The sequence below is a fragment of the Pseudomonas sp. SK3(2021) genome (assembly GCF_016772375.1).
GTDB lineage: Bacteria > Pseudomonadota > Gammaproteobacteria > Pseudomonadales > Pseudomonadaceae > Aquipseudomonas > Aquipseudomonas chlororaphis_I.
This window is the reverse complement of sequence record NZ_CP061943.1, coordinates 817,836-840,860: the sequence shown is the minus strand read 5'-3', so window position 1 is coordinate 840,860 and position 23,025 is coordinate 817,836. Positions and strand designations below refer to the sequence as shown.

General features: G+C 63.3%; 22 protein-coding genes. 6 read left to right on the top strand and 16 right to left on the bottom strand.

Going from position 1 to position 23,025, the window contains the following annotated elements:
- Positions 1–3 precede the first annotated feature (3 nt).
- Positions 4–474 carry a tRNA (adenosine(37)-N6)-threonylcarbamoyltransferase complex ATPase subunit type 1 TsaE gene (gene tsaE, locus IF690_RS03750; protein ID WP_009041903.1) on the bottom strand — a complete coding sequence of 157 codons (471 nt, stop codon included), beginning with the start codon at positions 472–474 and terminating at the stop codon, positions 4–6.
- On the bottom strand, positions 462–1,322 hold the full coding sequence (locus tag IF690_RS03745) for an NAD(P)H-hydrate dehydratase (protein ID WP_202698895.1): 861 nt from the start codon (positions 1,320–1,322) through the stop codon (positions 462–464). Before IF690_RS03745 ends, tsaE begins: the two co-directional genes overlap by 13 nt.
- Positions 1,323–1,385: 63 nt before the next feature.
- Here IF690_RS03745 and queG point away from each other — a divergent pair, with 63 nt between their 5' ends.
- Complete coding sequence (gene queG, locus IF690_RS03740; RefSeq protein WP_038582580.1) at positions 1,386–2,465, top strand: tRNA epoxyqueuosine(34) reductase QueG; 1,080 nt, start codon at positions 1,386–1,388, stop codon at positions 2,463–2,465.
- Here the strand turns inward: queG and IF690_RS03735 are convergent.
- Both IF690_RS03735 and orn read right to left on the bottom strand, forming a co-directional pair.
- A complete protein-coding gene (locus IF690_RS03735) occupies positions 2,447–3,061 on the bottom strand; it encodes a trimeric intracellular cation channel family protein (RefSeq protein WP_169915460.1) in 615 nt (204 codons plus the stop codon). The two genes, queG and IF690_RS03735, sit on opposite strands and share 19 nt — an antisense overlap.
- Positions 3,062–3,227: 166 nt before the next feature.
- Positions 3,228–3,770 carry an oligoribonuclease gene (orn, locus tag IF690_RS03730; protein WP_068576449.1) on the bottom strand — a complete coding sequence of 181 codons (543 nt, stop codon included), beginning with the start codon at positions 3,768–3,770 and terminating at the stop codon, positions 3,228–3,230.
- Positions 3,771–3,877: 107 nt separating this feature from the next.
- On the opposite strand from orn, the gene rsgA reads away from it, so the two are divergent.
- Positions 3,878–4,909 carry a small ribosomal subunit biogenesis GTPase RsgA gene (rsgA, locus tag IF690_RS03725; protein ID WP_009046685.1) on the top strand — a complete coding sequence of 344 codons (1,032 nt, stop codon included), beginning with the start codon at positions 3,878–3,880 and terminating at the stop codon, positions 4,907–4,909.
- A gap of 85 nt (positions 4,910–4,994) precedes the next feature.
- On the opposite strand, the gene motB is transcribed toward rsgA, so the two are convergent.
- Entirely contained in the window at positions 4,995–6,035 is a 1,041-nt protein-coding gene (gene motB, locus IF690_RS03720; RefSeq protein ID WP_202698894.1) for a flagellar motor protein MotB, read from the bottom strand.
- A gap of 3 nt (positions 6,036–6,038) precedes the next feature.
- Positions 6,039–6,890: a flagellar motor stator protein MotA gene (gene motA / locus IF690_RS03715; RefSeq protein ID WP_023970209.1), complete on the bottom strand. Its 852-nt coding sequence runs from the start codon at positions 6,888–6,890 to the stop codon at positions 6,039–6,041.
- A gap of 166 nt (positions 6,891–7,056) precedes the next feature.
- Here motA and IF690_RS03710 point away from each other — a divergent pair, with 166 nt between their 5' ends.
- From IF690_RS03710 to asd, 3 genes are read left to right on the top strand one after another with little or no spacing between them, the layout of a single operon-like run.
- Complete coding sequence (locus IF690_RS03710; RefSeq protein WP_202698893.1) at positions 7,057–8,595, top strand: HDOD domain-containing protein; 1,539 nt, start codon at positions 7,057–7,059, stop codon at positions 8,593–8,595.
- Between the two features lie 43 nt (positions 8,596–8,638).
- Positions 8,639–9,454 (top strand): thiosulfate sulfurtransferase, encoded by an 816-nt coding sequence (gene rhdA / locus IF690_RS03705; RefSeq protein ID WP_202698892.1) that lies wholly within the window; start codon positions 8,639–8,641, stop codon positions 9,452–9,454.
- Positions 9,455–9,471: 17 nt separating this feature from the next.
- Entirely contained in the window at positions 9,472–10,332 is an 861-nt protein-coding gene (asd, locus tag IF690_RS03700; protein WP_202698891.1) for an archaetidylserine decarboxylase, read from the top strand.
- A gap of 71 nt (positions 10,333–10,403) precedes the next feature.
- On the opposite strand, the gene serB is transcribed toward asd, so the two are convergent.
- Positions 10,404–11,618, bottom strand: coding sequence for a phosphoserine phosphatase SerB (gene serB, locus IF690_RS03695; RefSeq protein ID WP_202698890.1), 1,215 nt, complete (start codon positions 11,616–11,618; stop codon positions 10,404–10,406).
- Positions 11,619–11,752: 134 nt separating this feature from the next.
- Between serB and IF690_RS03690 the strand changes: the two genes are divergently transcribed.
- On the top strand, positions 11,753–13,291 hold the full coding sequence (locus IF690_RS03690; protein ID WP_202698889.1) for an AhpA/YtjB family protein: 1,539 nt from the start codon (positions 11,753–11,755) through the stop codon (positions 13,289–13,291).
- Between the two features lie 223 nt (positions 13,292–13,514).
- On the opposite strand, the gene IF690_RS03685 is transcribed toward IF690_RS03690, so the two are convergent.
- From IF690_RS03685 to IF690_RS03645, 9 genes are all read right to left on the bottom strand, one after another.
- On the bottom strand, positions 13,515–14,228 hold the full coding sequence (locus IF690_RS03685) for a PqiC family protein (RefSeq protein ID WP_202698888.1): 714 nt from the start codon (positions 14,226–14,228) through the stop codon (positions 13,515–13,517).
- A 179-nt stretch (positions 14,229–14,407) separates the two neighbouring features.
- Positions 14,408–16,666 (bottom strand): DNA topoisomerase IV subunit A, encoded by a 2,259-nt coding sequence (gene parC, locus IF690_RS03680; RefSeq protein WP_009041892.1) that lies wholly within the window; start codon positions 16,664–16,666, stop codon positions 14,408–14,410.
- 10 nt (positions 16,667–16,676) lie between these two features.
- Positions 16,677–17,198: a retropepsin-like aspartic protease family protein gene (locus IF690_RS03675; protein WP_202698887.1), complete on the bottom strand. Its 522-nt coding sequence runs from the start codon at positions 17,196–17,198 to the stop codon at positions 16,677–16,679.
- Positions 17,195–18,178 (bottom strand): esterase-like activity of phytase family protein, encoded by a 984-nt coding sequence (locus IF690_RS03670; protein WP_202698886.1) that lies wholly within the window; start codon positions 18,176–18,178, stop codon positions 17,195–17,197. The genes IF690_RS03675 and IF690_RS03670 overlap by 4 nt, the downstream gene beginning before the upstream one ends.
- Complete coding sequence (gene parE, locus IF690_RS03665; RefSeq protein ID WP_023970200.1) at positions 18,178–20,085, bottom strand: DNA topoisomerase IV subunit B; 1,908 nt, start codon at positions 20,083–20,085, stop codon at positions 18,178–18,180. The genes IF690_RS03670 and parE overlap by 1 nt, the downstream gene beginning before the upstream one ends.
- Before the next feature lie 42 nt (positions 20,086–20,127).
- Positions 20,128–20,736, bottom strand: coding sequence for a YqiA/YcfP family alpha/beta fold hydrolase (locus IF690_RS03660; protein WP_202698885.1), 609 nt, complete (start codon positions 20,734–20,736; stop codon positions 20,128–20,130).
- A gap of 116 nt (positions 20,737–20,852) precedes the next feature.
- Complete coding sequence (gene cpdA, locus IF690_RS03655; protein ID WP_202698884.1) at positions 20,853–21,668, bottom strand: 3',5'-cyclic-AMP phosphodiesterase; 816 nt, start codon at positions 21,666–21,668, stop codon at positions 20,853–20,855.
- A gap of 99 nt (positions 21,669–21,767) precedes the next feature.
- Complete coding sequence (locus IF690_RS03650; protein ID WP_007921426.1) at positions 21,768–22,220, bottom strand: DUF1249 domain-containing protein; 453 nt, start codon at positions 22,218–22,220, stop codon at positions 21,768–21,770.
- Positions 22,211–22,828: an NUDIX domain-containing protein gene (locus IF690_RS03645; protein WP_202698883.1), complete on the bottom strand. Its 618-nt coding sequence runs from the start codon at positions 22,826–22,828 to the stop codon at positions 22,211–22,213. Before IF690_RS03645 ends, IF690_RS03650 begins: the two co-directional genes overlap by 10 nt.
- Between the last annotated feature and the right edge of the window lie 197 nt (positions 22,829–23,025).

Below are 23,025 nucleotides of genomic sequence, written 5' to 3'. Positions count from 1 at the left end.
CAATTATTTGAATTCCAACGCCAAAGCGGCACACCAGGCCTCGCCACGCGAGCCTTGCGACAACAAATGCAGGGAACGCCCGCTGTTATGCGGGCTAATGGTAATGGTCAGGTCCGGCTTTGGCAAAAAGCCCGCACCACGCTGGGGCCACTCGATCAGACACAGTGCATCCCCCTCCAGGTAATCGCGAATGCCGAGAAACTCCAGCTCCTCGGGATCGACCAGGCGATAAAGATCGAAGTGAAAGGCCCGCACATCGCCGATCTCATAGGGCTCGACCAGGGTAAAGGTCGGGCTTTTCACCGCGCCGGCATGTCCCAGGCCACGGATGAGGCCCCGGGACAGCGTGGTTTTCCCCGCCCCCAGATCGCCTTCCAGGAAGATCACGCCCACCCCTTGAGTGACCTGTGCCAGGCGCGCGCCAAAGGCGATCATGGCGTCTTCGTCTGCCAGATACAGGGTTATTTCAGACACGGTGATTGCTCCTCCAGCAACTGACGAATGACCGGGATCAAATCGCTGGCCGCCAGCCCCCGGCCCAATTTACCTTGATGCTCGCCCGCGACGGCATGCAGCCAGACCGCCAGGCAAGCACTATCGAACGCCGTCATCCCCTGGGCCAGCAGCGCCCCGACCAGACCGGCCAGCACATCCCCGAGCCCCGCCGTGGCCATGGCCGGATGCCCTCGATCGCAGCGGGCCAAGCGGCCATCAGGGCTGGCAACCAGGCTCCCGGCCCCCTTAAGGATGGCGACAGCTGTATATTTTTTGCTCAACGCCCGAACGGCGGCCGGGCGATCCGCCTGCACCTGCGCGGTGGAAATCCCCAGCAGCCGTGCGGCTTCCCCCGGGTGCGGGGTGATCACGCTGCCCGGCGGCAGGGCCAAACCGCCCTTGGCCAACAGATTGAGCGCGTCGGCATCCCACACCTGGGGCCGCGGCGCATTGGCGGCGGCAGATAAAAGGCTGTGCCCCCAGGCCACCTGGCCCAGCCCGGGGCCCGCCACGATGATCGAAGCCCGCTCCAGCAAGCCCATCAACTGGTTGGCCGAATCCGTGCCCAGGGTCATGACCTCCGGGATCCGGGCCAGAGCAGCTGGCACATGTTCGCTACGCGTCGCCAGCGAAACCATCCCAGCCCCACTGCGCAGGGCACTCTCGGAGCAGAGCAGCGCCGCGCCGCCAAAACCGCGATCGCCACCGATCAGCAACAGGTGTCCGAACTGGCCTTTATGGGCGCTTGGTGAACGGGCAGCCAGCCGCGGCAATGTGCCGGGCGTCAGCAGCTGAATGTCGGGTAAAGGGTGTTTTGTCTGCGGCATGCGTCTTCGGGCTCCGATGTCTGGCAGAATTATACGCACCTCAGCCCCGGTTTCTCTCGCCTCATGCCCGCCATTACCACCGATCTGCCCGCCCTCGCCCAATCGATCAAGGATTGGGGCCGCGAACTGGGCTTTCAGCAAGTCGGCATCAGCGGCCTGGACCTGGCCGAGCATGAACAGCACCTGGAGCGCTGGCTCGAGGCGGGCTACCACGGCGAAATGGACTACATGGGCGCCCACGGCAGCAAGCGCTCCCACCCGGACGAACTGGTGCCCGGCACCCTGCGCGTGGTGTCCCTGCGCATGGATTACCTGCCCGGCGACACCCAGATGGCGCAACGCCTGGCCCAACCGGAAAAAGCCTATGTCTCGCGCTACGCCCTGGGCCGCGATTATCACAAGCTGATCCGCAAGCGCGTGCAGCAACTGGCCGAGCGCATCCAGAAGGAAATCGGCCCGTTCGGCTATCGCGCCTTCGTCGACAGCGCCCCGGTGCTGGAAAAAGCCATCGCCGAACAGGCCGGGCTCGGCTGGATCGGCAAGAACACCCTGGTACTCAACCGCAAGGCCGGCAGCTATTTCTTCCTCAGCGAACTGTTCGTCGACCTGCCATTGCCGGTGGACGAGCCCCACGCCAGCGAGCACTGCGGCCGCTGCACGGCGTGCCTGGACATCTGCCCGACCAAGGCCTTCGTCGGTCCTTACGTACTGGACGCCCGGCGCTGCATTTCGTACCTGACCATCGAACTGAAAAATGCCATTCCCGAAGACCTGCGCCCGTTGATCGGTAATCGGGTGTTCGGCTGCGACGACTGCCAGATCGTCTGCCCGTGGAACCGCTTCGCCCGCCCTTCCGGCGAAGGCGATTTCAAGCCACGGCACAACCTCGACAATGCCGAGCTGGCCGAACTGTTCATGTGGGACGAGGACAAGTTTCTCAGCAGCACCGAAGGCTCGCCGCTGCGCCGCGCCGGCTACGAGCGTTGGCTGCGCAACCTGGCGGTGGGGCTGGGTAACGCGCCGTCGAGCATTCCGGTGCTGGAAGCCCTGAAGGCCCGGCGGGATTACCCGTCAGAGCTGGTGCGCGAACACGTGGAATGGGCGCTGAAGCAGCACGCCAGCCGTCACTGCTCGTCGTTGTAGACGAACTTGGGCATTTCCCAGTGAAAACGGATCGCCAGCAAGCGCAGTAGGAAACCGCCGAACAGGGTGATGAGGATCGACTGCTCGCCGGGCAATTGCAGATAGATGCAAAGCATGTAGCACCAGGCCGCGGCGAACGAGACGCTGGCATACAGCTCGCGACGGAAAATCAGCGGAATATCGTTGCAGAAGATGTCCCGCAGGATGCCGCCAAACACCCCGGTGATCACCCCGCTGACCGATGCCACCACCATGCCGTGGCCCATCTCCAGGGCGGTCATGCAACCGATCAGGGTGAACGCCACCAACCCCACGGCGTCGAGCACCAGAAACAGCGAGCGCAGGTGGCGCATCAAGGGCGCGATAAAGATGGTCACCAGGGCCGCGACCGAGGTCAGCACCAGGTATTCCGGATGCTTGACCCAGGTCAGCGGGTAATGCCCCAGCAGCACGTCACGCACCGAACCGCCGCCCAGGGCCGTGACGCAAGCGATCAACACCACCCCGAACCAGTCCATGCCGCGACGACCGGCAGATAACGCGCCAGTCATGGCTTCGGCGGTAATGGCAATCAGGTAAAGCATCAGCAGCATGATGGCGGTCCTTACAGGAAGGCGCGCAGTCTACTCAGTTGCTGCTGGCACCAAAAGGGGGCGCTGGCTGGAATTGCTGGGAATCCCGGCGCGAGCTATCGCGAGCAAGCCTTATGCGAACCTGTAGAAGCTTGCCCGCGATGACATCAGGACAGACGCCACCGAACCATCAGAGCTTGATGAAGTGCTTGCGGTAATGCTGCAGCTCGGCGATCGACTCGCGGATGTCGTCCAGCGCCAGGTGGGTGCTGCCTTTCTTGAAGCTGTCGCGCACCTCCGGTGCCCAACGGGCCGCCAGTTCCTTGAGGGTGGAAACGTCAAGGTTGCGGTAGTGGAAGTAGCTTTCCAGCGCCTTCATATGGCGATACAGGAAACGGCGATCCTGGCAAATGCTGTTGCCACAGATCGGCGACTTGCCCTTGGGCACCCACTGCTCCAGGAAGGCAATAGTCTGTGCTTCCGCCTCAGCCATGCTGATACGGCTTTCACGCACGCGCTGGGTCAGCCCCGAGCCGCCGTGCTGGCGGGTGTTCCACTCGTCCATGCCGGCGAGAATTTCATCGCTCTGATGGATGGCGATGACCGGACCTTCAGCCAAGGTATTGAGATTGCTATCGGTGACGATGGTCGCCATCTCGATGATGACGTCGGTATCAGGGTTCAGACCGGTCATTTCCAGGTCGATCCAGATCAGATTCTGCGGGTTTTGCATGTGTGGGCTCCTCGGCGTAGTTGCGCAGTTTAGCCTAGAGGGACCTGCTGGCGTGCTAAACTCGCGGCCGTTTTACCTAACCGCCGCATTCTCGACACGGAACACCAATGGCCAAACGCCAGCTCAATCGTCGCCAAAACTGGCGCATCGAAAAGATTCAAGGCGAACGCGCCGCCCGCGCCGCCAAACGTGAATCCTCTGCCGTGGAAGCCCTGGAAGGCGGCGACCTCGGCCCCGAACAAACCGGCCTGGTGATCGCCCACTTCGGCGTGCAGGTCGAGGTCGAGGCGCGCGAGGGCGAACTGGCCGGCCAGGTGTTCCGCTGCCACTTGCGCGCCAACCTGCCAGCGCTGGTGACCGGCGATCAGGTGGTCTGGCGCCCGGGCAACCAGGGCATCGGGGTGATCGTCGCGCAACTGCCGCGCCACACCGAACTCTGCCGTCCGGACAGCCGTGGCCAGCTCAAGCCGGTCGCCGCCAACGTCGACATGATCGTGATCGTCTTCGCCCCATTGCCCGAGCCCCATGCCAACCTGATCGACCGTTACCTGGTCGCAGCCGAACATGCCGGCATCCGCCCCCTGCTGCTGCTCAACAAGTTCGACCTGATCGACGAGCAGAATGCTCCTGCCCTGAACGCCCTGCTGGCGGTCTATCGGCAACTGGGCTATCCGGTGCTGGAAGTCTCGGCCCACCACGGCAATGGCATGGAACAGCTGCAAGCGCAACTGGACGGGCGGATCAGCGTGTTCGTCGGCCAGTCTGGCGTGGGCAAGTCGTCGCTGGTGAACAGCCTGCTGCCGGACGTCGAGACCCGCGTCGGGCCGTTGTCGGAGCTGTCCGGCCAAGGTACCCACACCACCACCACCGCGCGTCTGTTCCACTTCCCGGGCGGCGGCGAACTGATCGACTCCCCGGGGATTCGCGAATTCGGCCTGGGCCATGTCAGCCGCGCCGATGTCGAAGCGGGTTTCATCGAGTTCAACGACCTGCTGGGCACCTGCCGCTTCCGCGACTGCAAACATGACCGCGAACCGGGCTGCGCCCTGCTCAAGGCCCTGGAAGACGGTCGGATCCAGCAGCAACGGATGAACAGCTATCGCTCGATCATCGCCAGCCTGCCGGACAGCAGCTATTAATAAGCAGCCCCATGCAAAAACAAAAAAGGCCGCGATGATCGCGGCCTTTTTTTGAGCACTCGTTAACAGAGCCTGCTTTTACCGATCACCGCGCGGCTGGAGGCGTAGCGGCGGGGGCCGCCGCGCCTTCGGTCTTCGGCGCAGCATCGTCGAAGATATTCAGGCGCTCGCGCAGCTCATGGGCCGGCAACGGCTCCTGCTCCGGCGGCAAGGCGTTCGGGTCGACCGGTACTTCGCCCTGGGCACCCTGGCCCTGGGTCGGTGCCGGAGTCTCGGGAGCGACTTCACCTTCGATCGCGCGCTGGGCCTTCTTGGTCAGCACCACAATGTCGATACGCCGGTTGATCGGGTTGAACGGGTCCTTGCGATCGAACAGCGACGACGAGGCATAACCCACCACGCGAGCCACCTGACCGTCCGGGTAGCTGCCCGCCACCAGCGCCCGACGCGCGGCGTTGGCACGGTTGGCCGAAAGCTCCCAGTTGCCGAAATCGCCGGTGCCCGAGTAAGGCTTGGCATCGGTGTGACCGCTGATGCTGATCTTGTTCGGCACCGCCTTGATGGTGTCGGCCATGGCCAGCAGGATGTCCTCGAAGTACGGCTTCAGACGCGCACTGCCGGAGTCGAACATCGGCCGGTTTTCCGAATCGATGATCTGGATACGCAGGCCGTCCGGAGTGATCTCGAACAGGATCTGGTCCTTGAACTTCTGCAATTGCGGGTTTTCTTCGACCTTGTTCTGCAACTCCTGCAGCAACAACTCCAGGCGCTCTCTTTCAACCTGCTCGGCCATGCCCTCGACCTGATCGGTATCGACCGTGACCTTGTCCGGCTGCGGCTGCGACTTGATCTCGGGGTTGAGCGTGTTGTCCGGCGCCAGCTCGGGAGAACCGCCCAGGTCAATGATGTAGGGCGTACCGCTTTCCGAGAAGCCGATCGGGTCCTTGAAGTAACCGGAGATGGCGATCTTCTGTTCCGGGGTCGCGGTGGACAACAGCCACAGCACCAGGAAGAACGCCATCATCGCCGTGGCGAAGTCGGCGAAGGCGATCTTCCACGCCCCGCCGTGATGCCCGCCGGCAAAGCGCTTGACGCGCTTGATGATAATCGGCTGATTGTTTTCCATGGCTTAGCGACCGCGAACCGCTTGTTCCAGCTCGGCGAAGCTCGGACGGTGCGCCGGGTACAGGACCTTGCGCCCGAACTCCACGGCCAGCGATGGCGGCATGCCGGAAGCCGAGGCCACCAGGGAAGCCTTGATGGCTTCGTAGACGTTCAGCTCTTCCTTGGCGTCGTGGGCCAGGGAGTGGGCCAGCGGGCCGAAGAAGCCGTAGGCCGCGAGAATACCGAAGAAGGTACCGACCAGCGCCGCGCCTACGTGCAGGCCGATGGACTTCTGGTCGCCATCGCCCAGGGACGCCATGGTCACCACGATGCCCAGTACCGCCGCGACGATACCGAAACCCGGCATGCCGTCGGCGATGCCATTGACCGCATGGGACGGATGCTCGAGGTCTTCCTTGAGGCTGAACAGCTCCATGTCGAACAGGCCTTCCAGCTCGTGGGGAGCCATGTTGCCGGAGGACATGATGCGCAGGTAATCACAGATGAACGCGGTCATGCGTTCGTCTTTGAGCACGGATGGGTACTTGGCGAAAATCGGGCTGGCGGCGGCGTCTTCGATATCGCCCTCGATCGCCATCATGCCTTCGCGGCGGCTCTTGTTGAGGATCTCGTAGATCAGCCCCAGCACTTCCAGGTAGAAGGTCTGGGAAAAGCGCGAACCGAACATCCCCAAGGACTTCTTGAGCACGTGCATGGTCATGTAGCCGGGGTTCGCCTGCAGGAACGCCCCCAGCGCGGCGCCGCCGATAATCATGACCTCGAAAGGCTGGATCAGGGCGGCAATCTTGCCGTGAGAAAGCACGTATCCGCCGAGCACGCTCGCGAACACGACGATGATGCCGATAATTTTAGCCATAGGTAGGAAGGTACTTACTGAGTCGGGTTCAAGGTCATATTCGGAAGTTCTTAAAACTCTTCTTCTACTTATCGGCAAAACTGCGCCAGACTATAGGCCGTTAAGGCGAAAAGCCAGTTTGGCCCGCTCTGGGCGTGTTTACAGCAGACGATGATTGCGCCCAGCCATGTCTAATGAAACGACAGTCCCAACTACCACCCCCCACTCCCTCGAATCCTGGATAAAGCTGCTTGACGCGGTCCGCTTGCCGGTGCCGCAAGCCAGCCACGATCGGGTCTGCAAAGCCATCAGGGACAGCCGCAGCTCGTTGCGCGACATTGCCGACCTGATGCAGGACAGCCCCGCGCTGGCCTTGAGCGTGATTCGCGAAGCCAATCGCCACACCCACGGCAGCATGGGCGAGCCGGCCGAGAACCTCGAGGTTGCCCTCAACCGCCTGGGCCTTGCGCGCACCGAAGAATTGCTCGCCCGCCTGCCTGCCCAGCCCGAGCAGGAGATCCCGGTCGGGCTGCGCCAGTTGCAACTGATCAGCCAGCATGCGACCCAACAGGCCAACGGCTTTTTCGCCGGGCGCCTGGCCAGGCTCTGGCAGGACATTCACTGGGGCAGCCTGCTGTTTCTCTCGCCGCTGTGGCCCTTGGCGCTGACCTATCCAAAACTGCTCGAAGAGTGGGAGCTGCGGGTCGTCCACAAGGCCGAACCGGCCCAGGAGGTCGAGCAGCAACTGTTCGGCGTCGGCCTGCTTCAACTGGGCCAGGCCCTGGTGGAGGCCTGGCACCTGCCGATCTGGGTACAGCAAGGCTACCGCCTGCTGATCGACGAGCAGGACCAGTTGGCCAAGGCCTTGCATATTGCCCGGGATAACGCCCACCCGCTGCACCAGCAACAGTGCCTGGATGCCGACCCGGCCCTACAGCGCTGGCTGAACCAGCCGGCCAACAGTGTGTTGCTGGCCAACGCCCTGGCCCTCTCGGCGCAAGAGTCCTGGACCGGCCCGCACTGCATGCGCTGGCAATACCTGACCAGCCTGTACCTGCAAATGTCGATGGATGAGCTGCAACAACAGCTGCACCAGCAAGCCGCGCAGAGTGCCCGGCATCATCACATGCCCGACCTGTGGCACCCGGCCGAGGCGCTGCTCTGGCCCTGGGAGGCCCGGCGCGTGCATCGCGGCGAGCTCCCGGTCGCCGCGCCAACCGCCGAAGACCTGGCCAAATGGCGCAAGCAGTGCAGCGAATTGCTGGTGGAACCCAGCCGTTTCAGCAATGCCATGCACCTCACCACCTTTGCCCGCGACGCCCTGGTGGCGTGCGGCATGCGCCGGGTGATGCTGCTGATGGTCGATCGCACGCGGACCCAGTTGCGGGTGCATCAGATCGCCGGACTGCCCGCGCAAGCCTCGAGCCTGATGCTGACGATCAGCCAGAGCAGCGTATTGCAGCGGCTGCTGGAGGCCCCGGCGCAAGTGCGCCTGACACCGACCAACAACGCCCAGTTCTCCGCCCGCCTGCCCACCAGCCTGCGCACGCTGTTTCGCGGCGAGCATCTGCTGATGCGCTCGGTGCCCAGCAATGGCCGGGTGATCATGCTGATCGTCGCCGACCAGGGTGGCCAGCCCCTCTCGGAAATCTCCGTACAGGCGTTCGGCAAGACCGCCCAATGCATCGAAAAGGCCCTGCACAGCTTTACCAACCGCAGCCGCTGACGCTTGCGCTACAATCCTCCCCTTTGTGCCCTGGAGACCTCACATGCCTGACTTCTCTGGCTTGCCGCTGGTGATCGAGCCGAGCGACCTGCTCCCTCGCCTGGATGCCCGCGAACTGATTCTGGTGGACCTGACCAGCGCCGCCCGCTATGCCGCGGGCCACATCCCCGGCGCGCGTTTCGTCGACCCTAAACGCACCCAGCTCGGTCAGGCGCCGGCGCCCGGGCTGATGCCACCACAGGCGGCCCTGGAAGCCCTGTTCGGCGAACTGGGGCATAACCCTGATGCGGTCTACGTGGTCTACGACGACGAAGGCGGCGGCTGGGCCGGGCGGTTCATCTGGTTGCTGGATGTCATCGGCCACTCCCGCTACCACTACCTGGATGGCGGGCTGCTGGCCTGGCTGGCGGACGGCCTGCCGGTCTCGAGCGAAGTCCCGGCTGCCGTTGCCGGCCCTGTCGCCCTGACCCTGCACGACGAGCCGACCGCCACCCGCGAATACCTGCAAAGCCGGCTTGGCGCGGCCGACCTGGCGATCTGGGATGCCCGCGGCCCGCTGGAGTACTCGGGAGAGAAAGTCCTCGCCGCCAAGGGTGGACACATTCCTGGCGCGATCAACTTCGAGTGGACGGCGGGCATGGACCAGGCGCGCAACCTGCGGATCCGCGCCGACATGCCGCAGATCCTCGAACAACTCGGCATCAGCAAAGACAAAGAAGTGATTACCCACTGCCAGACTCACCACCGCTCTGGCTTCACCTACCTGGTGGCCAAGGCGCTCGGTTATCCGCGAGTCAAAGGCTATGCCGGTTCCTGGGGCGAATGGGGCAACCACCCTGACACGCCCGTAGAGATTTAAGGTTTTAAGGACAGTTAATGAAAAAGCGTTTGTTTATCCTCAGCCAGTACCTGCTGCCTCATCACCTGCTGTCGCGCCTGGCCGGCTGCATTGCCGAGTGCCGCGTGCGCTGGTTCAAGAATGCCTTCACCGCCTGGTTCGCCAAGCGTTATCAGGTGGACATGTCGCAAGCGCTGGTGGAAGACCTAACCGCCTACGAGCACTTCAACGCCTTCTTCACCCGCGCCCTGAAAGACGGCGCCCGCCCGCTGGACCAGACTCCGGGCGCGATCCTCAGCCCGGCCGACGGCGCGGTCAGCCAGCTCGGCCCGATCGAACACGGCCGGGTATTCCAGGCCAAGGGCCACAGCTTCAGCGTGCTGGAGCTGCTGGGTGGTGACTCGGCCCTGGCAGCCCCCTTCATGGGCGGCGACTTCGCCACCATCTACCTGTCGCCGAAGGACTACCACCGCGTGCACATGCCGCTGGCCGGCACCCTGCGGGAAATGGTCTACGTGCCAGGGCGGATCTTCTCGGTCAACCAGACCACCGCGGAAAACGTGCCGGAGCTGTTCGCCCGCAACGAGCGCGTGGTGTGCGTTTTCGATACCGAGCGCGGCCCGATGGCCGTGGTGCTGGTGGGCGCGATGATCGTGGCTTCGATCGAAACCGTCTGGGCCGGCCTGGTGACTCCGCCGAAGCGCGAACTGAAGACCGTGCGCTACGACGAAGCCGCCCGCGCACCGATCCATCTGGAAAAGGGCGCCGAATTGGGCCGTTTCAAGCTGGGCTCCACCGCGATCGTGCTGTTCGGGCCGGAGCAAGTGCAGTGGGCCGAAGAACTGATGGCCGGCTCGCCGGTGCAGATGGGCCAGGGCATGGGTCTACCCAAGGCCTGAGCTTTGGGCATAAAAAGCCGGAGATAAAAAAACGCCGCGGATCGCGGCGTTTTTTTTGCCTTGGACTCGGCTCAGAGCTGGCCGTCGCGATCGCGGAAACCCAGCAGATAAAGCACGCCATCCAGGCCCAGGGTGGAAATCGCCTGCTTGGCCGACTGTTTGACCAGCGGCTTGGCGCGGAAGGCCACGCCCAGGCCGGCGATCGCCAGCATCGGCAGGTCGTTGGCGCCGTCGCCGACCGCGATGGTCTGCTCCAGGCGCAAACCTTCCTTGGCAGCCAGCTCGCGCAACAGATCGGCCTTGCGCTGGGCGTCGACAATCGGCTCGACCGCGACACCGGTCACCTTGCCGTCGACCACTTCCAGCTCATTGGCGAATACGTAGTCGATCCCCAGCTTGGCCTGCAATTGCTTGGCGAAGTAGGTGAAGCCACCCGAGAGGATCGCGGTCTTGTAGCCCAGGCGCTTGAGTTCGGCGAACAGGGTCTCGGCGCCTTCGGTCAGGCGCAGCGATGCGCCGATGGAGTCCAGCACCTTGATGTCCAGGCCCTGGAGCAAGGCCAGGCGTTCCTTGAAGCTGGCCCGGAAATCCAGCTCGCCGGCCATGGCCCGCTCGGTGATTTCCGCCACGCGGTCACCCACGCCGGCCGCCTTGGCCAGCTCGTCGATGACTTCCGCCTCGATCAGCGTCGAGTCCATGTCGAACACCGCCAGGCGGCGGTTACGACGGAACAGCGAGTCTTCCTGGAAGGCGATATCGACGTTCAGCTCCTGGGCGACGCTCAGGAACTCGGCACGCAACGCCTGCGGATCGGCCGCTTCGCCACGCACGGAGAACTCGATGCAACCCTTGCCCTTGTCGGCCGGGGTATCCAGCGGCATGCGCCCGGAGAGGCGATCGATATGGTCGATGTTCAGGCCGTACTTGGCGGTGATCGAACTGACGCGCTGCAACTGCTCGGCGGTGACCTTGCGGGTCAGCAACGTCACGATATGGCGCTTCTTGCCCTGGCCACCGACCCACTGCTGGTAATCCTCTTCGGAAACCGGCGTGAAACGGACCTGCTGGTTCAGTTCATAGGCGGTGAACAGAATGTCCTTGAGCACCGACGAACTCTGCTCGTTCTCCGGAATTTCAACCAGGATGCCGAACGACAGAGTGTCGTGGATCACCGCCTGACCGATGTCGAGAATGTTCACACCACCCTGGGCCAGAACGCCGGTAATGGCTGCAGTGAGACCCGGACGGTCTTCACCGGTGATGTTTATCAGGACGATTTCGCGCAAGGCGCACCCCCGCAGGTGGAAAAAAACCGCATTCTACCCACTTTCAGTGACCATCGGGCACAGCCAGCGCTTTGCCGGTCTAGGGCCTGTCGCTATACTGCGCCTCAACTTCACGGACAAAAGAGCCGAGCTCAGTGAACCGGCCCACGCCAGTTAAAACCGATAACTTCTTCCTGCTGATCTTCCGTGCACTGCGTCATCGCCGTGTACCGATTGCATTGCGCATTGCCAGCCATAACGTGATCCTGGTCGCCCTGGCCCTGGTGATCTATGCCTGCGTGATGGGGCTGCAGTTCAAGCAGGCCATGCACGAACAAGCCGACGCCCTGGGTCAGAGCCTGACCACCCAGACCGCGACCTCGGCCACCGAGCTGTTGGTGTCCAACGACATCCTCAGCCTCAACGTGCTGCTGAACAACCTGACCAAGAACCCGCTGGTGGCCCACGCGGCGATCTACAGCGTGGACAACCGCATCCTCGCCGAAGCCGGTCAACGCCCGAAAAGCAGCCTGCTGGGTGAAACCGAAGGCGTCTACCAGACCAAGATCACCTTCCAGGACGTGACCGCGGGCAACCTGCGCATCAGCCTGGACATGGAACAGTTCCAGCAGCCGATGACCATCAGCCTGCAGAGCATGGGCATTCTCAGCGCCATCCTGCTGGCTTTGGCCCTGGCCTTGAGCCTGCGCCTGGGCCGGCACATCTCCACGCCGCTGATGCAACTGCGGGTCTGGCTGCGGGATATCGATGCGCACACCCCGGCCACCCAGCGCCAGGACGAAATCGGCGACCTGGCGCGCCAGCTGCATGCCAGCTTTGCGCCGGAGAAGGTCGAGCCCGAACCGGAAACCGAGCTCGACGACACCGACTACGACGACAGCGAAGACGCGGAACCGACCTTCGAGGTACGCAACCTGCGTGACCCGAGCTTCGATGAAAGCGCTCCGATGGCCGGCCTCAAGCCCGCACCACGGCATGTGGTCAGCGCTGAAGAGGATCTGGCCGACGATGAAGACCCATTCGCCGATCTTCGCGATAGCTCGTCCACCGCGACCGCTGCCAAGCCGATCGTAAAACCCGCAGTACCGGCACAACCGCAGCACAGCGCGGTACTGGCCGTGCAACTGGGCGCCCAGGAGCAACTGCGCCGCCTGCCCCGTGCCCGCCTGACGGAATTGCTGGAGCGTTATCGCGATTGCCTCGACCAGGCTGCCTCGCTGTACCAGAGCGAACTGCACACCCTGAACGACGGCAGCACACTGATGCTGTTCCATAGCGAAGACAGTGGCGACGACTACCTGACCAACGCCATCTGTTGCGGTGAATTGCTACGCGCCCTGGGCCACGCCCTGCAGATCGAAGTGGCCGACAGCGGCATCACCCTGCAGCTGCAACTGGGCCTGACCCTGGGCGACGAGCTGTTCGGCCTGAGCCAGATCGACCTGCTGCTGACCGAAACCGCCCAGGACGCCCTGGCGCTGTCCCAGCACAGCCGCAACCTGCTGCTGGTCGAGCGCAAGGTCAACGATGACGCCCTGATTCGTCAGCGTGCGCGCATTCGTCCGATCGCCAGCCCGGAAGGCGCCTGCTGCGTCGAGCGCCTGATGGAGCCCTACCCATCGATGCTGGAGCGACAATTGGCGCGGATGCACGAGACCCGGGCCAAGCTCTAAACCAGCCACCCAACAAAAAGCCCGCAGCGATGCGAGCTTTTTGTTGGGCATTGATCGGGCTGACGCCATCGCGGGCAAGCCTCGCACCTACCTGTTTCTGTAGGAGCGAGGCTTGCCCGCGATAGCAATCTGCAGGACACCGCAGAGCACCCAAGCCACCGAACAACTCCCTAGAAACGACAAAGCCCGCTGATCAGCGGGCTTTGTCCTGGAAGCGCGACACTCAGAAGCGGAACACTTCCATATCCGTGCGGATTGGCGTGGCCATCGGAATCTTCGGCTGCTTCTCCTGCTCGGTCGGTTTTGCCGCCGGCGCTGGCGCCGCCTTGCGTGGCACCTCGGCTACAGTCGGCTGGTTGGCCAGCGGCTTGAGGGCACCAGACAGCTGCTCGGCCAGGCGTTGCAGCAGTACACCCTGGGCCTGGACCTGGGACGCGGTGGTACCCGCATGCTGCTCCTGCAGATGAACGATACGGTTGTCGCGCACCTGCCCACGGCGATCGATCAGGCGCCATTGCGCATCGAGAACCGCCGGTTGCGTCGCGCCTGAATCCAGGCGTGTGATCGACAACAATACCTGCACATCCGGAGTGAAACCGGTACTCGCCGGCGCCAGTACGACCCGCTGGCTGTCCAGTTGTCCGGCGACCTGGCGCAACAGCAACTGATCGATATCGGAAGACAGGCTGCCGGCCCAGCGACCGTCGGTCGAAGCCTGCAGGCTGCCGTCGTTCTGGCGTTGCAGCAAGGTTTCACGTTGCAGGTAGTCGGCAACCAGTACCGGCCCCAGCAATACGGCCATGCCGGCACTTTGTGCCGGTTGAGCTGGACTTCCGCTGTCCAGCTGATACAGCGACACCGGCTGGTGTACGCTGCAACCCGCCAGGCCAAGAACGCCAGCGAGCAAGAAAACAAGAGGAAGGCGCAGAGCAGTCATCATCCCATCCAGGTGGCGGCCACAAGGCTAGCCACAGTGTAAATACTCAAAATAACCCTGAATAACGCTCAGCCACGCCGGCGCTTGAAAGCGCATATCATCCGTGAATATGCGCCATGACTCCAGTGTTGTAGCGCCGTTCTACCGGTTAAATAGCAGATCGGACGCTCTAAGCCGCATCAATTGAGAGTTTCTACCAACAACGCATCCACTCGCTGGAAGCCTCGTGGCAGTTTATTACCCCGGCGACCGCGCTCGCCCTTGTAGTGCTCGAGGTCATCGGCCTTGAGCGACAGGGTACGCTTTCCGGCCTGCAGCACCAGTGTCGCGCCTTCCGGCAGTACCGCGATATCGGTCACGTACTCCTCGCGGCTGGCCACTCGCTCCCCCGGAATCCCAATGATCTTGTTGCCCTTGCCTTTGCCCAGCTGCGGCAGGTCGCTGATCTTGAACACCAGCAAACGCCCTTCGGTGGTCACCGAAGCCAGCCAGTTCTGTTCCCGATCGCTCACCGGCCGAGGCAACAGCACCTTGGCGTTGTTCGGCAGGCTCAACAACGCCTTGCCGGCCTTGTTCTTGGCTTGCAGATCCTCGCCCTTGACCACGAAACCGTAACCCGCGTCGGACGCGATCACGTACAGCGCCTCGTCGTCCGGCAGCAGCACGCATTCGAAACTGGCGCCAGGCGGCGGTGTCAGGCGTCCGGTCAGCGGCTCACCCTGGCCACGGGCCGATGGCAGCGTATGTGCCGCCACCGAATAACTGCGCCCGGTGGAGTCGATAAACACCGCAAACTGATTGGAACGCCCGATGGCCGAGGTCTTGAAGCCGTCGCCGGCCTTGTAGGACAGCCCCGTGGCGTCGATATCATGCCCTTTGGCGCAGCGTACCCAACCTTTTTCCGACAGAACGATGGTGACCGGCTCGGTCGGCATCAGCTCGTTTTCCGACAAGGCCTTGGCCTCGGCGCGCTCGACGATCGGCGAACGACGGTCGTCGCCGTAGGTTTCAGCGTCCTGCAGCAATTCGGTACGCACCAGCTTCTTCAGCTTGGCTTCGCTGTTGAGCAGGGCTTGCAGCTTGGCCTGCTCCTTGAGCAGTTCGTCCTGCTCGGCGCGCAACTTCATCTCTTCCAGACGCGCCAACTGACGCAGGCGGGTATCGAGGATGTAGTCGGCCTGCACTTCGCTCAGGGCGAAACGCTCGATCAGCTTGGCCCGCGGCTGATCCTCGGTACGAATGATGTGGATCACTTCATCCAGGTTGAGGTAAGCGATCAGCAAGCCGTCCAACAGGTGCAGGCGGCGCTCGACCTTGTCCAGGCGGAACTGCAGGCGGCGGCGCACCGTCAGTACGCGGAACTCCAGCCACTCCACCAGCAGGGCGCGCAGGTTCTTCAGCTGCGGCTTGCCGTCCAGGCCGATGATGTTGACGTTGACCCGGTAGCTGGATTCCAGCTCGGTGGTGGCAAACAGGTGCTGCATCAACTCGTCGGGGTCGACCCGGTTGGAGCGCGGAATGATCACGATCCGGCACGGGTGCTCGTGGTCCGACTCGTCACGCAGGTCGGCGACCATGGGCAGCTTCTTGGCCTGCATCTGCGCGGCGATCTGTTCCAGCACCTTGGCGCCTGACACCTGGTGCGGCAGCGCGGTGACGATGATGTCGCCATCCTCGATGCGATAGACAGCACGCATGCGCACCGAACCGCGACCGGTTTCGTAGATTTTCAGCAGGTCCGCGCGCGGCGTGATGATTTCCGCTTCGGTCGGGTAGTCCGGGCCCTGAATGTGCTCGCAGAGCTGTTCGACCGTGGCCTTGGGCTCATCCAGCAAGCGCACGCAAGCCGTGGCGACTTCGCGCAGGTTGTGCGGCGGCACGTCAGTGGCCATGCCCACAGCGATACCGGTGGTGCCATTGAGCAGGATATTCGGCAAACGTGCCGGTAATACCAGGGGTTCCTGCAGGGTACCGTCGAAGTTCGGCCCCCAGTCCGCGGTGCCCTGGCCCAGCTCGCTGAGCAGGACTTCGGAGTAACGCGACAGGCGTGCCTCGGTGTAACGCATGGCGGCGAAGGACTTGGGATCGTCCGGCGCCCCCCAGTTACCCTGGCCGTCCACCAGCGTGTAGCGGTAGCTGAAAGGCTGCGCCATCAGCACCATGGCTTCGTAGCAGGCCGAGTCGCCGTGGGGGTGGAACTTACCCAGCACGTCACCGACCGTACGGGCGGACTTCTTGTGCTTGGAATCGGCATCCAGCCCCAGCTCACTCATGGCGTAGACGATACGCCGCTGTACCGGTTTCAGGCCGTCGCCGATATGCGGCAAAGCACGGTCCATGATCACGTACATGGAGTAGTTGAGGTAGGCATTTTCGGTGAAGTCAGCCAGCGATCGGCGTTCTACGCCATCCAGGCTGAGATCCAGGGAGTCGCTCATGCGGGCCTCATCAGTTCGTTGTCTGGCGCAGCAGCAAGGTGCCGCCGCGCTGGGTAAATTCAAGTTTTTTCAAAGCGCTCATGCCCAGCAACACCTGCTCGCCCCCCAGGCCCGGCGCGACCAGCGCACGGACATCCCGCAGGACGATCTCGCCCAGTTGCAGGCGGTCGAGGCGGGTTCGATAACCCTCGCTACGACCGTTGGCGGTACTCAGGGTCACCGGTGCGCCCTTTTCCAGGCCAAGACGCTCGGCCAGCCCGGACGGGATCGACACATCGGTCGCTCCGGTATCGAGCATGAAATTCACCGGCTGGCCGTTGATCTGGCCGCTGGCGACGAAATGCCCCTGGCCGTTGCCGACCAGTTTCACTTCGATGTAACCCTCATGTTGTTGCGAAGTGACGACAGCATTGGGGTTCTCCTGACGCTGTTCCCACTCGCCGAAAAACCGCGTCGCCAGGAACAGCCCGGCGCCCCAGGCCAGCACCAGCAGTACGCGCCCGGCACGTTTGCCCGGTGGCTGCTGGCTCACGACTTGGTACTCCAACCGCCCTCGGGCGCGGCGAAGCGCCAGATGATCGGGCGTTTTTCACCGTCGGCACGGGCACCGGTGTTGTTATCCACACCGATCCAGGCGCCATCGGCATCCACCACCAGCGCCTCGGTCAGGCCATAGGCCTGTGGATAACGCCGGTTTTCCTGCAACGCCTCGGCGGCAAACGACCAGCAACGCTCGACCTTGGCCGTCGACGCATCACGACGACAGACCTGAAACGCATTGCGCTCGAGGGTGAACAACTTGCCCTCGAACAGCGACAGGTCGGCGAAATCCCGGGACACCGCCTTGGCTTTCGGCATCTGCGGCGGCTGCATTTCCAGACCGGCCTCGCTGAGCAGCACGCAGCCGCCATCGCAATCCCAGACACTCTGCTGGCGCTTGATCAACAGCAGCCCGCGGCGCTCGCGCTCGGCGGCCAGCCAGATCCGGTCGCCGGCCGGGTTGACCGCCAGGCCTTCGAACAAGGCATTGAAGTGCAGCAACATACCGCTGGCCCGTGCCTCACGCACCATGATCGGCGAAATCTTCAGCCAGGTGGCCGAACCCGTCGGCGCCAGCTGCAACACCGCCGCATGGGACTCGCTGACCACATACTTGTTGCCGGCGCTGTCGCAGGTGATGCCCTCGAAATCCAGGTCGCCGCCGCGCACGAACGAAGCGACCCAGGTGCGTGAATTCAAGCCCCAGGGCAAACCGCTGTCCGGCACCGGCGGCACGTCGATGCGCACGGTCTCGGCCTGCCAGACGCGATCGCTGGTATCGAGCCGATAGATCTGGTCATCGTCGCGGTCGGAGACCGTCCACAGCTCCTTGCCGCACAACGCCAGCCCCGACAGGTTGCCGCCACGCATGCCGTCTACCGGATGCTCGGCCAGCAACCTCAACTCAGGCAAAGGACCGGCTATCGCCGAGCTTGCCAATAGCAGTAATGCCAGGGCAAAGCCTCTGCGCATCAGGCCAGAACCTCGGCCAGGTTGCCCTTGGACTCCAGCCAGCTCTTACGGTCGCCGGCGCGTTTCTTCGCCAGCAGCATGTCCATGATTTCCGAGGTCGCGGCGTAGTCGTCACCAAGGGTCAACTGCACCAGGCGCCGGGTGTTTGGGTCCATGGTGGTTTCGCGCAGTTGCGGCGGGTTCATTTCGCCCAGGCCCTTGAATCGGGTGACTTGCGGCTTGCCACGCTTCTTCTCGGCCACCAGGCGATCGAGGATGCCATCGCGCTCGGCTTCGTCGAGGGCGTAGTAGATTTCCTTGCCCAGGTCGATGCGGTACAGCGGCGGCATCGCCACGTAGACGTGACCGGCATCCACCAGCGGGCGGAAGTGCTGGACAAACAGCGCGCAGAGCAGCGTCGCGATGTGCAAGCCGTCGGAGTCGGCGTCGGCGAGGATGCAGATCTTGCCGTAGCGCAGCTGGCTCATGTCCTCGGCGCCCGGGTCGACCCCGATGGCCACGGCGATGTTGTGCACTTCCTGGCTGGCCAGGACTTCGCTGCCATCGACTTCCCAGGTGTTGAGGATCTTGCCGCGCAGCGGCAGGATCGCCTGGAACTCCTTGTCCCGCGCCTGCTTGGCCGAACCACCGGCGGAGTCACCTTCCACCAGGAACAGCTCGGATCGCATCGGGTCCTGGCCGGCGCAGTCCGCCAGCTTGCCAGGCAGCGCCGGGCCCTGGGTAATGCGCTTGCGCTCGACCTTCTTGCTGGCCTTGAGGCGACGGCCGGCGTTGCTGATGGCCAGCTCCGCCAGTTGCATGCCCAGCTCCGGATTGGCGTTGAGCCACAGGCTGAACGCATCCTTGACCACACCCGAAACGAAAGCGGCCGCCTCGCGAGACGACAGGCGCTCCTTGGTCTGGCCGGAGAACTGCGCATCCTGCATCTTCATCGACAGCACGAAGGCGATGCGTTCCCAGACATCTTCCGGCGCCAGCTTCAGGCCGCGCGGCAGCAGGTTGCGGAATTCGCAGAACTCGCGCATGGCGTCCAGCAGGCCCTGGCGCAAACCGTTGACGTGGGTACCGCCCTGGGCGGTCGGGATCAGGTTGACGTAGCTTTCCTGCACGCTGTCGCCGCCTTCGGGCAACCACAGCAGGGCCCAGTCCACCGCTTCCTTGTTACCCGACAGACTGCCGCAGAAAGGCTCGGTCGGCAGGCGTTCGAATTCGCTGACCGCATCCACCAGATAGGAGCGCAGGCCATCTTCGTAATGCCACTCGACCTTCTCGCCGGTGCCTTTGTCTTCGAAGCTGACCAGCAGCCCCGGGCACAATACGGCCTTGGCCTTGAGCACATGCTTGAGGCGGCTGACGGAGAATTTTGGCGAATCGAAGTATTTCGGATCCGGGGCGAAGTACACGCTGGTCCCGGTATTGCGCTTGCCGACGCTGCCGACCACTTCCAGCTCGGTGGCCTTGAAACCGTCGGCGAAAGTCATCTGGTACTCGTTGCCGTCACGCTTGACCCGCACCCGCACCTGGGTCGACAAGGCGTTGACCACGGAAATACCCACCCCGTGCAGACCGCCGGAGAACTGGTAGTTCTTGTTGGAAAACTTGCCGCCCGCATGGAGCTTGGTGAGGATCAGCTCGACGCCGGACACACCCTCTTCCGGGTGAATGTCCACCGGCATGCCGCGGCCGTCATCGGACACTTCCAGGGAATGGTCGGCATGCAGGATGACCTGGATCGACTTCGCGTGCCCCGCCAGGGCTTCGTCGACACTGTTGTCGATGACTTCCTGGGCGAGGTGGTTCGGCCGGGTGGTATCGGTGTACATGCCCGGGCGTTTGCGCACCGGGTCGAGGCCCGAGAGGACTTCGATGGCGTCTGCGTTATAAGAGCTAGCGCTGGGAGTGGCCATGGGGTCTCGTCGTTAGTCGTTCAATGAAATAGAAGCGAGGGTTCACAGCGAGGTGAAATCGATCGCCTGGTACTGATCCGGGCCGATGCCGGCAAAATTCAACAACGCCGGCAATTGTCCGGCAAAACCCTGGAAACTATGGTCGCCACCGGCCTGGATGCGCAAGGCACAGGCTCGGTAATACAACTGCGCGCTGCGATAGTCCAGCGTCTCGTCACCTGTCTGCAGCCAGACCTGGAACCGCTGCGGGTCCTGGGGCGCCGGCACTTCCAGCTCGGCCAGGGCCGTCACGTGGTCGTGGGTCAATTCCCAGGTTTCCCCGGTATAGAGGTTGGTCTGCGTGCCCGGAAAGCCGTCGAACATCCGGTGCGGACTGACCGCGGGGTTGATCAGCAGGGCTTTCAGGCCGTGGCGCTCGGCAAGGTGAGTCGCATAGTAGCCGCCGAGAGAGCTGCCGACCAGCAGCGGCCGTCCGAGTTCGGCAATCGCCTGCTCCAACTGGCCAATGGCCTCGCGCGGATGATGATGCAAGGCCGGCACGCGCAGTTGTTCAGCGCGGCCGATCGCCTCCATGACAGCGATCAGCTGGCTGGCTTTCCTCGACGCCGGTGCGCTGTTGAAGCCATGGATATACAGGATCGAACCGGACATGCGCACTCCCTTTGCATCGTGCAAAAAGGCGCAGTTTACAGGGTGTATCGCCGCTTGACTTGTGTTCAGGTGTATCCCTTTGTCCCGTCGTCGCAGACGGCGGCTCCGAGACGAAGTCAGTAGCCGTTGCTGCCGTAATCGACCTGGAAATCGAAGCCGGTGACTCGCTCGACACCGGTTTCCAGGCGTCCATCGGGCAACAGGCGCAGCCAGCGATAGCCCGGCGCGGTTTCGCCGACCTTGAAATCCTCGCTGCCCGGCTCGAACTGAATGCAGGTCGAGGGCGACGCCAGCAGGCGCAAAGGTCCCTGCTGGCGGTCGATTTCCTGATGCACATGGCCCCAGAGCACCGCGCGCGCCTGCGGAAAACGCTCCAGCACGGCGAATAGCGCATGCGGATTGCGCAGCCCGATGGGCTCCATCCAGGCGCAACCGATGGACACCGGATGATGATGCAGGCACACCAGGTGATGACGCTCGGGGGCTTCGCTCAAGGCGCTGGCGAGCAACTGCAACTGTTCGTCCTGCAGGTAACCCGGTACCGAACCCGGTACGGCCGAGTCGAGCAGGGTGATCCGCCAGTTGCCGATGTCCACCACCGGCGCCAGCAACGAACTCTGGGTCGCCGCCTGCGCCATGAGTCGCGGCTCGTCGTGGTTGCCGGGAATCCAGCGCGCCGGCGCCGGAATCTGCCGGGTCATGTCACGAAACAGCTGATAGGACTCCAGCGTACCGTCCTGGGACAGGTCGCCCGTGGCCAGCATCAGGTCGATCCGCGGTTGCTGCTCCAGCACCAGTTCGATCACCCGCTGCAGGCTGTCGCGGGTATTCATGCCCAGCAGCGTGCCGTCCGCTTCGGCGAACAGATGGCTGTCGGACAACTGCACCAGCAACACGGGATCGTCGGTGGTCAGAGTGGATACGCTCGGCAAGGCGGCCTCCCAGGGCGTGTCACGGGAAGTGAGGAATGGGGGCAATTATGCTGGGGGAAATTCAAAAGAGGAAACCGGCGAACCGGACGCAGTTCACATCTACCGCACGGCCTCGAACTCATGACCGCAAGCCAGGCAGTGGCTCAGCCATTCGCCGAGAAACACATTGAGCTGGGCCTTCTCGTCCGGCTGGTGCATGAAGGCGTTCGGATACGGATAGATGCCACGAAAGCGCCGGGCGTGCTCGGCGCTGATGACCTCGGCCATGCGCGCGTCGTGGTAGACCTGGACTTCCAGCTGTGGCACCGGCAGCCAGGGCAGGCTGTGCTCCTGGCGCACCTGCAGGGTGGTGGTGTAGGGACAGGCCAGCAATACCTCCAGCGCCAGCACACCGAGCATCTGGTCGCCCTGGGTCACCGCGATCCGGCGCGCCACCGGCTGGTTGCGCATGTCGGGCAACAGGCGCATCAGCCGGGCATAGTTCGCCTCGCAGGACGCTTGCAGCCCCACGAGATCGACCCGGTAGCGATCGCGCACTTTGTTTACGACCATAACCCCCTCACTTCAACGCGGTTCAAAGCCAGCCATTGCAAGGCAATAATGCTCGCCGCGTTGGAAATCCGCCCATCCCTTACCGCCTGCAGTGCGTCTTCGAAAGCCCAGACCGACACACGGATATCCTCCGCCTCTTCCACCAGCCCGTGCAGGCCACCGGCACCGCCGCTGTCGCAGCGCCCCAGGTACAGATGCACGAGTTCGGTACTGCCCCCCGGCGACGGGAAATACTGGGTCATCGGCCACAGTGCGGAGAATGTCAGTCCAGCTTCCTCCTGCGCCTCGCGGTGAGCAACTTCTTCCGGCTGCTCGTCCTTGTCGATCAGACCAGCGACCAGTTCGATCAACCAGGGGTTCACGGTTTTCCCCATGGCGCCGACGCGAAACTGCTCGATCAAGACCACTTCATCGCGTTGCGGATCGTACGGCAGGACGCAGACAGCATCATGACGCACAAAGATTTCACGACTGATCTCGCGCCCCATGCCACCGGCGAACAGCTCGTGGCGCAGGTGCACTCGGTCGAGCTGATAAAAACCCTGGAAGCATTTCTCGCGCCGAACGATATCGACAGTGGTCGGCGTGGTGTTGGCAAAGCCCGTCATAGCAATCCTCGTATCCTGCTGTCCGATCCGAGGCTCCCCCTCGACTTCGCGCCATCCTAACGCGCCGATGACCGATGATGCAGCCCCTTTGCCATCAGCGGGATAGACGGCAAGGGGGCAAACCTAATCTAATTGCCTCTATTGAGCTTAGTGGCGAACTGATTGCCCCGCAGGCAGTCGAAGCCGGTAACTTTTGC